Consider the following 14,130-nt stretch of genomic DNA (forward strand, 5'->3'; position numbering starts at 1 on the left):
TGTCACACGCAGTTGCGTGTGTCTCTGTAACATAAGAACATCGGCGCGCGCTGAAAAGGGGGTGGGGCCTAATGGTTCAATCTGGAATTGGTCTCGCGCCATATGCTTCGGATCCGGCAAAGACGCGCGGGCGCCTTGTTGCGCCCAGCGCAAGTCCGACGCGTTCGGATTTTCAGCGCGATCGCGACCGTATCATCCATTCAGCGGCGTTCCGACGCCTGCAGCATAAAACGCAGGTCTTTCTGCACCACGAAGGCCATCACTATCGTACCCGGCTGACCCATACGCTGGAAGTCAGCCAGATCGCGCGGTCGATTGCGCGGGCATTGCAGCTTAACGAGGACCTTGCCGAGGCAGTTGCGCTGGCGCACGACCTTGGGCATACCCCTTTCGGGCACGCTGGCGAGCGCGTGTTGGCCGATTGCATGGCGCCTTGGGGCGGGTTCGACCACAATGTGCAGGCGCTTCGCGTCGTCACTGTGCTCGAAAACCGCTATGCGGGCCATGACGGGCTCAACCTTACTTGGGAAACGCTCGAAGGAATATTGAAGCATAACGGCCCGCTTGTGGACCGCGCCGGCAATCCGGTGGGGCGCTACGAACGCGAAGGGATACCGGCGGGCATCGATGCGATCCCGGCTCGTGAAGACCTGATGCTTTGGAGCCATGCAGGCCTTGAGGCGCAGGCGGCGGCAATCGCCGACGATATCGCCTATAATGCACATGATATCGATGATGCCGCACGGGCGGGATTGTTGCTGATCGAGGATCTCGTGGATGTTCCCATGGTTGGTCCGATCGCCACGGAGGTGCTTCGCGAATGGCCGGATCTCGAACGGGGGAGGCAGATTCACGAGGTGCAGCGCCGCTTAATCACGCGGACGATCGAGGACGTTATCACCGAAAGCGAGGCGCGCATCGCACGTGCTGCGCCACAGAGCGCAGACGCGGTGCGTACTTGCGGCAGGACGCTGATTGGATTCTCCGCTGCCATCGCGGGTGAGGAGCGCGCGTTCAAGGCATTTATGTTCTCGCGCGTTTACCGTAGCGAGGATGTGATGCGGCCCGTTCTGACAAGCGAGGCGGTCGTTGCGCGGCTGTTCGACGCTTATCTCAAGTCCGGCGACATGCCTGGCCGGTGGGGGCGCGGCTATGCCATGGCGGAAAACGACAAGGATAAAGCTCGCATCGTTTGCGATTTCGTTGCCGGAATGACCGATCCCTTTGCGCTCGACGAGCACCAGCGTTTGTTTGACGACCGTCCGGAATTCCGTTAACCCGCTCGCGGACGACCGACTGCATATTAACAGGCCCTAGATCCGACATGGATATTTATGCCCTTTTTGAAGGGCGCGTCTCCGATGCGCTGATTGCCAGTTTTCCAGAGCTCAAGGACAACGCGGACCTTACGTCCCGCGTCGTGGTCGAACCACCCCGCGATCCGGCACATGGCGACCTTTCGACCAATGCCGCACTTGTCGTCGCCAAGCCGCTGGGCAAAAACCCGCGCGAGGTGGCAGCGGCGCTCGCTGCGCATTTCGAAACGGACGAGGATGTCGCGTCGGTGGAGATCGCCGGGCCGGGCTTTCTCAATTTCCGTCTCAAGGTTGCCGTATGGCATCAGGTGCTGGCGTCGATCGCGCGGCTTGAAGGGGATTATGGCAGATCCGATGTGGGGCAAGGCGAGAAGGTCAACGTCGAATATGTGTCCGCCAACCCCACCGGCCCGATGCACGTGGGTCATACACGAGGTGCTGTCTTCGGTGACGCGCTGGCATCGCTCCTGAGCTATACAGGTTACGACGTCACCAAAGAATATTATATCAACGACGCCGGCGTGCAGGTCGATACGCTCGCACGGTCTGCCTATCTGCGTTACCGCGAGGCGCTGGGCGAGGCGATCGAAATCCCCTCCGGGTTTTATCCGGGCGACTATCTGATCCCCGTAGGTAGGGCGCTCGTCGAAGAATTCGGCAATACTCTGCTCGATCAACCCGAGAGTGCGTGGCTTGCGCCGGTCAAGCAGTACGTTCTTGCCGCCATGATGGAGCTGATCAAGGCGGACCTTCAAAAACTTAACATCGAGCATGAAGTGTTCTTTTCGGAAAAGACGCTGCATGGACCGGGCGGGGAGATCGAAAAGACCTTGGCGTGGCTGCGGGACGAGGGGCTTGTCTATGAAGGCCGCCTCGAGCCACCAAAGGGCAAGACGCCCGAGGATTGGGAGGATCGCGAGCAGACCCTGTTTCGGGCCAGCCAGTTCGGCGATGACGTCGACAGGCCGCTGATCAAGTCAGATGGCAGCTATACCTATTTCGCCGCCGATATTGCCTATCACCGGAGCAAGGTGTTGCGGGGCTTTACGACGCTGATTGACGTGCTCGGCGCGGATCACTCGGGCTATGCCTCGCGGATCGCCGCAGCGGTGAAGGCCGTTTCGGGCGGCAAGGCGAAGGTCGATGTGCGGTTCTGTCAACTCGTCAAACTTCTGCGCAATGGCGAGCCGGTCAAGATGAGCAAGCGCAGCGGCGATCTTGTGACGCTCGCGGATGTCGTCGACGAGGTGGGGCCGGACGCTACGCGGTTTATGTTGCTGTTCCGGCGGAACGATGCGCCGCTCGATTTCGACTTCGCACTGGTCAAGGAGCAGACGCGCGACAATCCGGTCTTTTACGTTCAATACGCGCATGCGCGGTGCTGGTCCGTGTTCCGCAATGCTAACAAAGATATGCCGGACCTCGACGTGTCGTCCGAGGCGCTGCTCAAGGCGGATTTCAGTCTTCTGTCGAGCCAGGACGAAATCGAGTTGATGCGCATGATCGGCTCCTGGCCACGGCAGGTTGCGGCGGCCGCGCGGGCGCACGAACCGCATAGACTTGCGTTCTATTTGCATGAACTCTCTGCGATTCTGCATGCCTTTTGGGCCAAGGGGAAGGAAAATCCAGGTTTAAGGTTTGTTAACCAAGACAATCCAACACTGACAATTGCACGACTCGCACTTGTGGATGGTGTGCGTCAGGTCCTTGCCAATGGTCTTGGTTTGCTTGGCGTGAGTGCGCCGCAAGAACTTTCATAATTAAGGCGCATTGCTGTGGACAAGTGCCCGATTAAGCTCTCACTATTGCGCGGCTTTGGGCAAAGACGAACCGGGGCGATGCTCTTATGGACACTTCCAAGCAACGGCAAACATCGACGGACACGGACACCTCCGACGACCTGATTGCAGAATTGGCGCGGCTGGTCGCTCAGGACGCAAGACCGGAGAACACTGGCGCGCCGCAGCGACGGGTTGAGCCAGGCTTCGCTACTGAACGCTCCGAGTCGGCTGTCGAGGCCGAACCTGGACCGCATGGGGATATTGTCGCCGGAAGCGGGGAGCCAGAAGTCGCGGCCCAAGCCGAGCTTGAGGAACAGGGTGCTGATAACGCTGTTGCGCCCGTCTTTGATTTTGGTTTTGGCACCGCTCATAAGGTCGCCCAAGCCAAACGCGAAACGGACCGGCCCGCACAACAGCCCAAGCACGATCCGATTGCTGACCTCATTGCCGGTGCCGAGGCCGAGCAGCCTGGTGCTGAACGCGGCGAGGATGACGGCGACCTGTTCGAGGCGCCGCCGGTTGCCACAACCAACACAGCTCCCCGCGCCAATCCGGACATGGCTGCGACGAGATATAACGCCGGTCAGCGCGACCGCGATCCCTTGAGCGAGATCGAGGCTCTGATTGGCGAGGCGGCTCGGGTAAGCGCTGCAGGGGTGGGCGGACGTCGGGTGCGCTCCGCGTTTCTTGACGAGGATCAAGATCCGCAGACCGTCGAGCGGGCGGTGGATATGGCTGAAGAGTCGATGCGGGTGGCCAACGAGGCTCGCAACCGGAACGATGATGACCGGAAGCAGGTCGAGCTGCCCATACCGGATATGACCCAGGTGGAATTTTCCGCCGGTCGGTCCAGAGAAACGAATCCGGGTAAGCGGGACGATAGTGAGCATGTCGAGGCCGCGGCTATCGCGCCGGCGCGCGAGCGGCGGCGGTCTGGCGGTTTCCTTATCCCGGCGCTGGGGGGCGCCGCCATCTTCGTGCTGCTCGCCGGTACGTATGTCCTGTTTTTTCCGCCGCACCCGGAAACCGGCGAACCGCCGGTCCTGACGGCGGATTCGGGGCCACTGAAGGAAGAGCCCGAGCAGCCGGCGTCCGGGTCGACAGCGAGCGATTCGGTGGTCTTCAACGAAATGTCTGGAACAGCCAATAGCGACGGTGAAGCACTGGTTTCGCGTGACGAAACGGGGGGTGTGACCGGCAATGCGGTCTCCAGTCTCATTACGAACGAGGATGGTGTCGGTGAACTTGTGAACCGATCGGTTCGCACGGTGACCGTGCGCCCGGACGGCACCATTGTGAGCTCTGATGATGGGGTCGCCGGCGGTACGGTACTGCCCGTCGATCGCCCGGACGTACCGGCGCTTTCGGACGATACGGCGGGTGAAGATCCGATTGGCGATGCGATTGTGGCGGCGATCGGTGATGACGTGGCGGCCGGTTCGCCGTCAACAAACGCCGATGCTGCTGAAACGCCCGCCGAAAACGAAGCTACGACTGCGGGCGTCGATGATCCCAATGCGCCTCAGCCCATACCGCGGCCCGAGGGCCTTGTCGCGTCCAACGTCACTGCGCCGAATGTTGCCGACCTGACAGGCAGTGGGCAAACTACGACGGCGCCGCAAGCGGCGACTGCCGGTGCAGCCGCAGCACAATCGGCCACCAGTACGACGGCGACCAATGCTGGCAGCGCGCCAGCGGCGTGGGTTCAACTCGCCTCGCAACGGAGCGAGGAGGTTGCCCGGGCCGGGGTTAGCGATCTGCAAGCCCGATACGGGCCGTTGTTCAACGGTGCTGTACCTGAGGTCAGCCGTGTCGATCTCGGCGACCGCGGGATTTATTACCGCGTAAGGCTGCCGCAACCGACCCTGGCAGATGCCAACGCGGTCTGCGATGCGATCAAGGGGCAGGGCGGGGACTGTTTCGTACTGAACAACTAGTCGGCCACGGCCTGGAAGGCTTGACGTGCTTGAGGGGAGTGGCAATGCTCGCGCAAAGCGTGTTTCTCCCGTTGTGAGCCCTTGATGGCCGATCCCTTGCATAGCTGGTTCGATGAAAACCCCGATCCGAAGCCGGATGCGGTAATGTATGTCGATGTGGGCGGCTATGAAGGTCCGCTCGATCTGTTGCTGGACCTTGCGCGCAAGCAGAAGGTCGATCTTTCGCGCATTTCCGTGTTGGCGCTTGCGGAGCAATATCTTGCATTCATTGAGACGATCCGGAAGCAGCGGATCGAGATTGCCGCCGATTATCTGGTGATGGCTGCGTGGCTCGCTTATCTTAAAAGCCGTCTCATGGTCCCCCAACAGGTCGATGACGAGGAGCCGAGCGGCGAGGAAATGGCTGCGATGCTGCAGTTCCGGCTCGCACGGCTGGAAGCGATGCGGGAGGCCTCCGAGAGGCTGATGAACCGGCCGCGTCTCGGCCGCGAGGTCTTCGCGCGCGGCATGCCCGAGCCGGTCTCGATCACGAAGCACAGTCTTTGGGAGGCCGATCTTTATCAGCTTCTGAGGGCTTATGCCGCCCAACGGGAACGGAATATCCCAGCCGATTATGCCCCTAAGCAGCGCACCGTTTGGGCGTTGCAGGAGGCGCGCGAAATTCTGGAGCGACTGATCGGACAAAGTTTCGAATGGGTTTCGCTCGATTCCTACCTCACGGAATATCTTGCAAAACCCGAAGAGCGGACGACGGCACTGGCCTCGACCTTTACAGCTTCACTTGAGCTCGTGCGGCTGGGCCAGGTCGAACTGCGCCAAAGCCAGGCATTCGCGCCTTTGATGCTGCGGCGGCGGAGCGAACAAGCCTGATATGGACCACGAGGAAAAGACTGAAGAACGGATGGAACTCCATGCCCGCAATCTGCGGATCATGGAGGCGCTGCTATTTGCTTCCGCCGAGCCCCTGGCGCTCTCGGAGATCCAGCCCTATCTCAGTGACGGCGCGGACCCCGAGGTGCTCGCGCGCGAATTGCAGGAGATTTACGCTCCACGTGGAATCGATCTTGTGCGCCGAGGCAGCAAATGGGCGTTTCGCACTGCCGAAGATCTAAACTTTCTGCTGCGTCGGGAGGAAACCGAGAACAAGCCGCTTTCACGCGCCGCGCTCGAAACGCTCTCTATTATCGCCTATCACCAACCAGTGACCCGGGCAGAGATAGAGGAGGTGCGCGGGGTTTCGATTTCCAAAGGCACTCTCGATGTTTTGATGGAAGCGGGATGGGTGCGCATGCGGGGGCGGCGGCGGACGCCGGGGCGGCCTGTGACCTACGGCACGACCGAAGCGTTCCTCGATCATTTCGGGCTTGAGACGCTGGGTGACCTGCCTGGGCTCGAAGACCTCAAAGGGGCCGGCTTGCTCTCGAGCCGCATTCCACCGAGTTTTCAGGTGCCACTGCCGCATGATGGCGGCCTGCGGGAAGACGAGGATCCGCTCGACCCCGATGACGCCGGCGATGAAGACATTTCTGCCGAGGACGACGATCGGACACGCGAATAACGGCCCTGCGGCAAACCGAGCGGCGCTTTTGGATCAACTCGTCCTTGTTTTCGGCGCCAATTGACAATATCTCTCAAAGAAAATCCGTTGGCCGAACAGTGCGGCCGACCACAGGAGGTGCAGTTACATGAATCCAGGACCCTGGGGCATTCTTATCATCGCAGTCGTCGTACTGCTGCTTTTTGGCCGTGGCCGGATTTCAAGCCTGATGGGCGAGGTTGCCGGCGGCATCAAGGCTTTCCGCAAAGGCATGGCTGATGAAGAAAAGCCTGTAGCCGAAATCGATCAGTCGAAGTCCGAAGCTCCGATGTCCGAAGCCAAGGACGCCGAACGCAGCAAGGATGCCTGAGTTCGGCGCTGTTGCCGGCAGACAAGGATAACTAATCGATGCTTGGCCTAGGCTGGAGCGAAATGCTCGTGCTTGCCGCGGTTGTGCTCATTGTGGTGGGCCCGAAAGACCTGCCTGTGATGCTGCGCAATCTGGGGCGGATGATGGGAACCGTCCGGCGTATGAGTAACGAGTTCCGTCGCGAGATCGACAAAGCCATTGCGCTTGACGAGGTCAAGGAGGCTAAGCGGTCGATTACCGAACCCTTGCGGCAGACTTCGCAGGACATCAATCGCGAGTTCAATGCCATCAGGGACGGCAAGGTCGAGCCGACCGGCAAGCTTAAGCCGTCCGAACCGGGCAAGGAAAGCGTTGCCGACGAAATCCGCGCACGCGCGGGTATGACGCCGGTCGAGCAGGAGGCGAATGGGGCTGATGGTGGCGAATCATCGATCAAAACCAAGGCCGCAACACCATCCGCGCGCGTAACGGCTGCCGCGAGGGCCGAAGCCAAGGCGAATGAATCGGCGTCCGCAAGCGGATCCAAACCCGCCAAGTCGACCGGAAAAGCGAAACCGTCCGCGGCTGGCGCCACGAATACCAAGGCATCCGCAACGAAATCGGGCAAAGCGAAATCCAAGCCGACCGCATCCGGCGGCGACGGTCCGCCTAAGTCCGGTACCAAGGCGACCCGCGCCACGCCCAAGCGCACGGCGTCGCCGCGCAGGGCGACGCGTGCGAAAAAGGCCGAAACGGGCGCGGCAGCGGATTCGGGGGAAAACTAAGCCATGGCCTCAACCGAATCCGAGCAGAAAGCCATCGGTTCCGACTCGCATCCAGGCTCTGACGACGAACTCAAGGGCAGCGAGGCGCCGCTTATCGAGCATTTGGCGGAATTGCGGACGCGGCTGATCTATTCCGTCGTTGCGCTCGCGATCCTATTCGTTGCGTGCTTTTTCGTCGCGGATCAGATCTACAACTTCCTCCTCGGTCCGTTCATTTCGGCAGCGGGGAGTCCTGAAGATGTGCGGTTGATCTACACCGCTCCGCAGGAATTCTTCTTCACCAAGCTTTCGGTCGCGCTGTTCGCGGCGATATTCCTCGCGTTCCCGGTCATTGCGAGTCAGATTTACCTGTTCGTCGCGCCGGGACTCTACAAAAATGAGCGCTTGGCGTTTCTGCCGTATCTCATTGCAACGCCGGTGTGTTTCATAGCTGGCGCGGCCCTCGTCTATTACGGTGTGATGCCGCTTGCGCTGCGGTTCTTCCTCGGGATGCAGCAGACCGATACTGGCGGCGTGACGATTGAAATGGTGACGCGGGTTTCCGAATACCTGTCGCTCACAATGACATTGCTGCTCGCATTCGGCGTTTGTTTTCAGCTTCCGGTTATTCTGACGCTGCTGGCGCAGGTGGGATTGATCGGGGTCGAGGACCTTAAGCGCTGGCGCAAATATGCCGTCGTTGTCGTCATCACGCTTGCTGCTTTCCTTACACCGCCGGATCCGATTTCCCAGATCGGATTGGCAATCCCGTTGCTGCTTCTCTATGAGCTTTCGATCATAGCCGTGCGGTTCATCGAAAAACGGCGGCTGGCCAGGGAAGCGAAGTTGGCCAAGGATCTGGAAAGCTAAGCCTCGTAGTCGGCTTGTCTTTCCCCCCGGGCTCGGTTAGGCACGAGCGGTTGCAAGTTGTGCAACCGACATCAATTCATGCCAACCGGACCTATGAGACATGTTCGACATCAAATGGATCAGCGCCAACCCTGAGGCTTTCGATGCCGCGCTCAAAAAGCGCGGGATGGAGCCGCAGGCGTCGTCCCTCATCGCCATCGACGATGAGCGCCGGTCCGTGGTGACCGAACTCAATACCATCCAGGAAAAGCGCAACGCCGCCTCCAAGCAGATCGGGCAGGCCAAGGCGCAGAAGGACGAGGCGAAAGCCGAAGCGCTCATGGCCGAGGTCAAGGCGCTCAAGGATACGCTCGGAGACCTTGAAGTTCGCGAACGTGAGTTGACCGAACAGTTGCGTGAGGCGCTCTCGGTCATTCCCAACCTGCCGCTCGATGAGGTTCCGGAAGGTGCGGACGAGAGCGATAATGTTCCCTATTTCCGCGCGAACGAAGGTGAGACGACGCGGCCTGCCAAACCGGAATTCGCGTTCAAGCCCAAAGAGCACTACGAGCTTGGCGAGGCGTGGGGCACGATGGATTTCGAAACCGCGGCCAAGCTTTCGGGCAGCCGGTTCGTGGTGCTCAAGGGGCAGTTGGCGCGGCTCGAGCGGGCGCTGGGGCAGTTCATGCTCGACGTGCAGACGCTTGAGCACGGATATTTGGAAGTCCAGCCGCCGCTTCTGGTACGGGACGAAGCCATGTATGGCACGGGCCAATTGCCCAAGTTCGACGGCGATTTCTTCTTTGCCGGCCACGGCGATGGACGGCTCGCACTGATCCCGACCGCCGAAGTGCCGCTCACCAACACGGTGCGTGAATCGATCCTTCCCGAATCCGACCTCCCCCTGCGCCTCACCGCGCTTACCCCGTGCTTCCGCTCCGAAGCCGGCTCCGCCGGTCGCGATACGCGCGGCATGATCCGTCAGCACCAGTTCACCAAGGTCGAGATGGTCTCGATCACGACGCCGGAGACCTCACGCGAAGAGCTCGAACGTATGCTCGGCTGCGCGGAAGAAATCCTCAAGCGGCTCGGGCTTCACTATCGTGTCGTGACGTTGTGTACGGGCGATATGGGGTTCGGCGCGCAGAAGACCTACGATATCGAGGTCTGGCTGCCGGGACAGAATGCTTATCGCGAAATTTCCTCGGTCTCGCTGTGCGGGGATTTCCAGGCACGGCGCATGGATGCACGCTACCGGGACGGCGAGGGCAAGCCACGTTACGTCCATACGCTCAACGGGTCCGGACTTGCCGTCGGCCGGACGCTGGTCGCAGTGCTGGAGAACTACCAGAACGAAGATGGCTCCGTCACAATCCCGCCAGCGCTGCGGCCCTATATGGGGGGCATCGAGACCATCGGTGGATAGGAGATCCTCGTGCGCATCCTTTTGACCAATGACGATGGCGTGGATGCGCCGGGGCTGGCTCTCCTGCGCGAAATCGCGCTGACGCTGTCCGACGATGTCTGGGTGGTCGCGCCTGCGCATAACCAGAGCGGGACCGGGCATCGGTTCACCTTCGGCTATGAAATCGAGCTCGAAGAGCGCGGAGACCGCATTTTCGCGCTCGACGGGACGCCTGCGGACTGTGTTGTCGCGGGGGTGACGCATCTGCTCAAGGACAAAAAGCCCGATATTGTCCTTTCGGGCGTCAATCGTGGCCAGAACCTGGGCGATATCCTGCATTGCTCTGGCACTGCGGCGGGCGCGCGCGAAGGGGCGTTGCACGGGGCTGTCGGAATCGCGCTGAGCCAAGGCATGGACTATTCGGACGGGCGCGACGAGATCAGCTGGGATTGCGCGCGGGCCTTCGGAGCTGAAACGATCGAATCCGTTTTGGCGCTACCTCGAGGTGGCGATAGCTATTTCAATGTCAATTTCCCGCTTTGCCCACCAGAGGCGGTCAGTGGCATCCGGCTCGTACCGCATCAGCGGTTTTCGCATTCGCCGTTCGAGCTTTATCCCAGCGACAACGCCGGAAAGCATTTCGTTGCTATCCTGCAGACGCCTAAACCTCTGGACCCCGGCGCAGATTTCCATATCCTGCACGAAGACAACGCGATCACGGTGACGCCTTTGCTCTTGCAGCAGACCGATATGACGCTGATCGAGCGGTATGACGGACGGTTACCGTTTTCCGGACGCATGCGCAGGTGAGCATGAGCGACCAGGATGGGCCAGCCGAACTCTTTGAAGCGCGGGCCAGCCTGATCCTGCATCTTCGCCAACTCGGCATCACCGATGCCGACATCCTTCGCGCCTTCGAGACAGTGCCGCACGAAGCGTTCGTGCCCGAGCAGTTCGAACAATACGCCTATCGCGAGGGCTCCTTGCCGATCGCGTGTGGGCAGTCGATCACCTCACCGACGATTCTCGGGGGGTTGATTGCCGGGCTTGAGCCACAGGGCGCCAACAAGGTGCTCGAGGTGGGGACGGGGTCGGGTTATTCGGCTGCGCTCCTCTCGCGCATGGCGCGGCGGGTCTTTAGCCTAGAGAAATACCGTGTGCTGGCAATCGACGCCCTCGAGCGCTGGCGAGGGATCGGGTATAACAACATCGTTGGGTTGCACGAGGACGGATTCAACGGACTGCCGCAGCAGGCACCGTTCGACCGCATCCTCTTTACCGGTTCGGTCACGGATGTGCCCGAGGAGGTGGTTGAGCAACTCGCCGATGGGGGGATTGCGATCCTGGCGCTTGGGCCCGCAAGTGAAAAACAGGCAATCCTCCGAATCGAAAGAGCGGAGGACGATTTCATCGAGACCGAGATCGGCAGTGTGCGTTTGCCCCCTCTAACACCGGGGCGGTCACGAACGCTTTAATATCGTTGGCTTTTTGCTCCTTAAGCTCGTCTTTACCTTAACAAGTTTATTCTAAATGCATCGAGTAGACGAGTTGATGAGTAGCCCCATGAGTTTCCGCGTATATGGATCTCTTTCCCGAACCGCTGCATCCGGGCTGGTTTTTGCGGCCGCATCTCTGGCTCTTGCCGGATGCGCCAGTTTGGGACCTCAGGGCAGCGATCCCACGGTGACGAGTTCGACGAGCCGCGTGGGTGGGGCGCAGATCGGTCAGATCATGCCAAGCTTCCTGCCGCCAGCCAATGTCGGTAACGGGACGCAGGTTACTGCCGGTCAGCCCGGGCTTATCGATCGTACGACGGGGCAGCCAGTCGGTGTGCAGCAGTCGGGCGTCGTCTCCTCGGATCTTCCTGCTCTTTCCTCATCGCCAGTAACGAGTACCCAAACCATGCCAGCGCAGACCGCAGTTGCTTCCGCGTCCCCGAGTCCCGTAATACCCCAGCAGCCCGCTGCGACGCAGACGCCGCAGCTTGCCGTGGTGTCCGGGGATACATACCGCCATACCATCGTCTCCGGTGAATCGCTCTATACGATCGCGCGCCGCTACGATGTGAGCGCGACCGACATCATTGCGGCAAACAATATCGCCGCGCCGGATCAGATCCGCGTCGGCCAGCAGCTTATCATCCCGGGGCGGCCCGATCTTCTTGCCGAACGTGGGCAGGAGCCACAGCAGGTTGCATCCGCCAACGGTACCCAGACTCTCACCGCGCCGAATGGGTCGCAGGCTGCGAACACTGTGACACAGACCGCTGCGGCGCCGGCCGCGGCAACGCCCACAGCAGCAGCGGAAACCCAACAGCCAGCCCAGACCGCCTCCGTTGCACCTCAGCAGAACGCTCCTGCGGCAGCGGATTCCGGTGACACGTTCCGTTGGCCGCTTTCGGGCCGGGTTATTACGGATTTCGCCGCGTCCAAAGGTACCGGCATCAATATCGAAGCGCCGGAAGGCACAACGGTCCGAGCCGCGGAGACCGGCGAGGTCATCTATGTCGGCAATGCTGTTGAGGGCTACGGCAATCTTGTTCTGGTCAAGCATGCGAACGGCTTCGTTTCGGCCTATGCACATCTTCAGAACATCAGTGTCGTCAAGGGTGATTCCATTTCTCGCGGCGACACCATCGGCACCGTAGGGATGACGGGCTCGGTCAACCGCCCGCAGCTACACTTCGAGCTGCGCCGCGGCGCCACACCTGTCGATCCGGTCCCGCACTTGGCCGGCTAGATCCAACCCAACGGAATAATTCTAGAAAATGAGGCCGTGCGGCTAAACCGCATGGCCTTTTTCGCCCGCCAGATGCCGCACGAACTGGATGGCGACACGGCCCGAGCGCGCACCGCGCGTAGCGGACCATTCGATCGCCTTCGCGCGTAACTCGTCCTCGTCAATTTCGATACCGTAGTAGCGCACGTAGTTGCGCACCATGTCGAGATAGGTGTCCTGGTCGCATTTATGGAAGCCGAGCCAGAGACCAAAGCGGTCCGACAGCGATACCTTCTCCTCGACCGCTTCACTGGGATTGATCGCCGTCGAGCGCTCGTTTTCGATCATGTCGCGCGGCATGAGGTGCCGCCGGTTCGATGTCGCGTAAAAGAGCGTATTGGCCGGACGGCCTTCAAGGCCACCGTCGAGAACCGTCTTTAACGCCTTGTAGGTCGTTTCGTCGCGGTCAAAACTCAAATCGTCGCAATAGAGGATAAAGCGCTCAGATCGCGTCACGAGAAAGCGCAGCAGGACCGGTAGCGAACCGATATCCTCGCGGTTGATCTCAATGAGAATAAGCTTTGCAACCGCCGGGTCGGCGAGCGCGTTGATATGGGCGTGCACCGCCTTGACCATCGAAGACTTTCCCATGCCGCGCGCGCCCCATAGCAGGGCGTTGTTGGCGCCATAGCCGCGCGCGAAAGCCAGGGTGTTTTCAACGAGTTGATCGCGCAGATGCGCGACTCCTGCGAGCAGTTCGAGTGGAACGCGGTTCACCTTGGCGACCGGCGAGAGTCTCTGCCGTCCGGCGTCCCAGGTATAGGCGTCGGTCTCTGCAATGAGTTCAGGCGCCGTGGTGGACAGTCCAGCCATACTACCGAGCGCAGTGGCGATTTGCTCCAGCGCTGATGAAATGCGGGAGAGATTTTCGGAATCGGTCACGAGGGGAAAGGCTCCTTGTTTGGGCCGATAGGCTTTGCCTTTCAACGGGCCCAATTGTATAGTCCGCGCGATTTTTTGGGCGGCGGGGGCTGCCCAAACCCGCACGCGGCCCTTATATGGGCCAATCAGCCATGCTTTGACAAGCAGACCGCAAGGAGTCCTTATTTATGTTCATTTCGCCCGCTTATGCGCAAGGCGCCGGTGGTGCATCGGGAGCGGATTTCATCACCAGCTTCGTTCCAATCATTCTGCTCATCGTGATCTTCTGGTTCCTCATCTTCCGGCCCCAACAGAAGCGGATGAAGGCGCATCAGGCGATGCTCGGCGCGATCAAGCGCGGTGATACTGTCATCACGAGCGGCGGCATCGTGGGCAAGGTCACCAAAGTGACCGAAGGCGATGACCTTGAAGTCGAGATTGCTTCGGGCACCAAGGTTAAGGTCGTGCGTTCCATGATTTCCGACGTGAGGACCAAATCTGAACCGGTCAACGACAATACGCCAGACGAGGCGAAGGTCGAAAGCACTCCGGC

Annotated in this window: 13 protein-coding genes and 1 pseudogene; 13 read left to right on the forward strand and 1 reads right to left on the reverse strand. The window is 60.5% G+C overall.

Translation table 11 applies throughout. The features are described from left to right. Positions 1 to 71: 71 nt before the first annotated feature. The 12 genes from LG281_RS02105 (at position 72) to LG281_RS02160 (ending at position 12,677) form a co-directional block, all read left to right on the forward strand. Positions 72 to 1,277, forward strand: a complete 1,206-nt coding sequence (locus LG281_RS02105; RefSeq protein ID WP_404403890.1) for a deoxyguanosinetriphosphate triphosphohydrolase — start codon at positions 72 to 74, stop codon at positions 1,275 to 1,277. A gap of 47 nt (positions 1,278 to 1,324) precedes the next feature. Then, positions 1,325 to 3,076: an arginine--tRNA ligase gene (gene argS, locus LG281_RS02110; protein ID WP_404403892.1), complete on the forward strand. Its 1,752-nt coding sequence runs from the start codon at positions 1,325 to 1,327 to the stop codon at positions 3,074 to 3,076. Positions 3,077 to 3,162: 86 nt separating this feature from the next. Beyond that, complete coding sequence (locus tag LG281_RS02115) at positions 3,163 to 5,034, forward strand: SPOR domain-containing protein (protein ID WP_404403894.1); 1,872 nt, start codon at positions 3,163 to 3,165, stop codon at positions 5,032 to 5,034. A gap of 84 nt (positions 5,035 to 5,118) precedes the next feature. Continuing rightward, a complete protein-coding gene (locus LG281_RS02120) occupies positions 5,119 to 5,904 on the forward strand; it encodes a segregation and condensation protein A (protein ID WP_404403896.1) in 786 nt (261 codons plus the stop codon). A gap of 1 nt (position 5,905) precedes the next feature. Beyond that, positions 5,906 to 6,592: an SMC-Scp complex subunit ScpB gene (gene scpB, locus LG281_RS02125; protein ID WP_404403898.1), complete on the forward strand. Its 687-nt coding sequence runs from the start codon at positions 5,906 to 5,908 to the stop codon at positions 6,590 to 6,592. Between the two features lie 127 nt (positions 6,593 to 6,719). Further along, the gene (tatA, locus tag LG281_RS02130; protein ID WP_404403900.1) at positions 6,720 to 6,941 is read left to right on the forward strand and encodes a twin-arginine translocase TatA/TatE family subunit; all 222 of its coding nucleotides are present in this window, start codon (positions 6,720 to 6,722) and stop codon (positions 6,939 to 6,941) included. Positions 6,942 to 6,979: 38 nt separating this feature from the next. Further along, complete coding sequence (gene tatB, locus LG281_RS02135) at positions 6,980 to 7,705, forward strand: Sec-independent protein translocase protein TatB (RefSeq protein WP_404403902.1); 726 nt, start codon at positions 6,980 to 6,982, stop codon at positions 7,703 to 7,705. Between the two features lie 3 nt (positions 7,706 to 7,708). Beyond that, positions 7,709 to 8,554, forward strand: coding sequence for a twin-arginine translocase subunit TatC (gene tatC / locus LG281_RS02140; protein WP_404403904.1), 846 nt, complete (start codon positions 7,709 to 7,711; stop codon positions 8,552 to 8,554). 100 nt (positions 8,555 to 8,654) lie between these two features. Then, on the forward strand, positions 8,655 to 9,959 hold the full coding sequence (gene serS, locus LG281_RS02145) for a serine--tRNA ligase (RefSeq protein ID WP_404403906.1): 1,305 nt from the start codon (positions 8,655 to 8,657) through the stop codon (positions 9,957 to 9,959). A 9-nt stretch (positions 9,960 to 9,968) separates the two neighbouring features. Next, positions 9,969 to 10,748 carry a 5'/3'-nucleotidase SurE gene (gene surE, locus LG281_RS02150; RefSeq protein WP_404403908.1) on the forward strand — a complete coding sequence of 260 codons (780 nt, stop codon included), beginning with the start codon at positions 9,969 to 9,971 and terminating at the stop codon, positions 10,746 to 10,748. 2 nt (positions 10,749 to 10,750) lie between these two features. Further along, positions 10,751 to 11,413, forward strand: coding sequence for a protein-L-isoaspartate(D-aspartate) O-methyltransferase (locus tag LG281_RS02155; RefSeq protein WP_404403910.1), 663 nt, complete (start codon positions 10,751 to 10,753; stop codon positions 11,411 to 11,413). Positions 11,414 to 11,501: 88 nt separating this feature from the next. Continuing rightward, on the forward strand, positions 11,502 to 12,677 hold the full coding sequence (locus tag LG281_RS02160) for a peptidoglycan DD-metalloendopeptidase family protein (RefSeq protein WP_404403912.1): 1,176 nt from the start codon (positions 11,502 to 11,504) through the stop codon (positions 12,675 to 12,677). Positions 12,678 to 12,719: 42 nt separating this feature from the next. On the opposite strand, the gene LG281_RS02165 is transcribed toward LG281_RS02160, so the two are convergent. Then, on the reverse strand, positions 12,720 to 13,598 hold the full coding sequence (locus LG281_RS02165; RefSeq protein ID WP_404403914.1) for an ATP-binding protein: 879 nt from the start codon (positions 13,596 to 13,598) through the stop codon (positions 12,720 to 12,722). Between the two features lie 167 nt (positions 13,599 to 13,765). On the opposite strand from LG281_RS02165, the pseudogene yajC reads away from it, so the two are divergent. After that, positions 13,766 to 14,095, forward strand: a pseudogene (gene yajC, locus LG281_RS02170) (preprotein translocase subunit YajC); the annotation flags it as partial. Positions 14,096 to 14,130 lie beyond the last annotated feature (35 nt).

Source organism: Pelagibacterium halotolerans (genome assembly GCF_044811015.1).
GTDB lineage: Bacteria > Pseudomonadota > Alphaproteobacteria > Rhizobiales > Devosiaceae > Pelagibacterium > Pelagibacterium halotolerans_A.

Coding starts and splice junctions, on each gene's coding strand:
- LG281_RS02120 (WP_404403896.1), top strand. CDS start 5,119: ATGGCCGATCCCTTGCATAGCTGGTTCGATGAAAACCCCGATCCGAAG.
- scpB (WP_404403898.1), top strand. CDS start 5,906: ATGGACCACGAGGAAAAGACTGAAGAACGGATGGAACTCCATGCCCGC.
- tatC (WP_404403904.1), top strand. CDS start 7,709: ATGGCCTCAACCGAATCCGAGCAGAAAGCCATCGGTTCCGACTCGCAT.
- LG281_RS02155 (WP_404403910.1), top strand. CDS start 10,751: ATGAGCGACCAGGATGGGCCAGCCGAACTCTTTGAAGCGCGGGCCAGC.
- LG281_RS02115 (WP_404403894.1), top strand. CDS start 3,163: ATGGACACTTCCAAGCAACGGCAAACATCGACGGACACGGACACCTCC.
- serS (WP_404403906.1), top strand. CDS start 8,655: ATGTTCGACATCAAATGGATCAGCGCCAACCCTGAGGCTTTCGATGCC.
- LG281_RS02160 (WP_404403912.1), top strand. CDS start 11,502: ATGAGTTTCCGCGTATATGGATCTCTTTCCCGAACCGCTGCATCCGGG.
- tatB (WP_404403902.1), top strand. CDS start 6,980: ATGCTTGGCCTAGGCTGGAGCGAAATGCTCGTGCTTGCCGCGGTTGTG.
- LG281_RS02105 (WP_404403890.1), top strand. CDS start 72: ATGGTTCAATCTGGAATTGGTCTCGCGCCATATGCTTCGGATCCGGCA.
- tatA (WP_404403900.1), top strand. CDS start 6,720: ATGAATCCAGGACCCTGGGGCATTCTTATCATCGCAGTCGTCGTACTG.
- argS (WP_404403892.1), top strand. CDS start 1,325: ATGGATATTTATGCCCTTTTTGAAGGGCGCGTCTCCGATGCGCTGATT.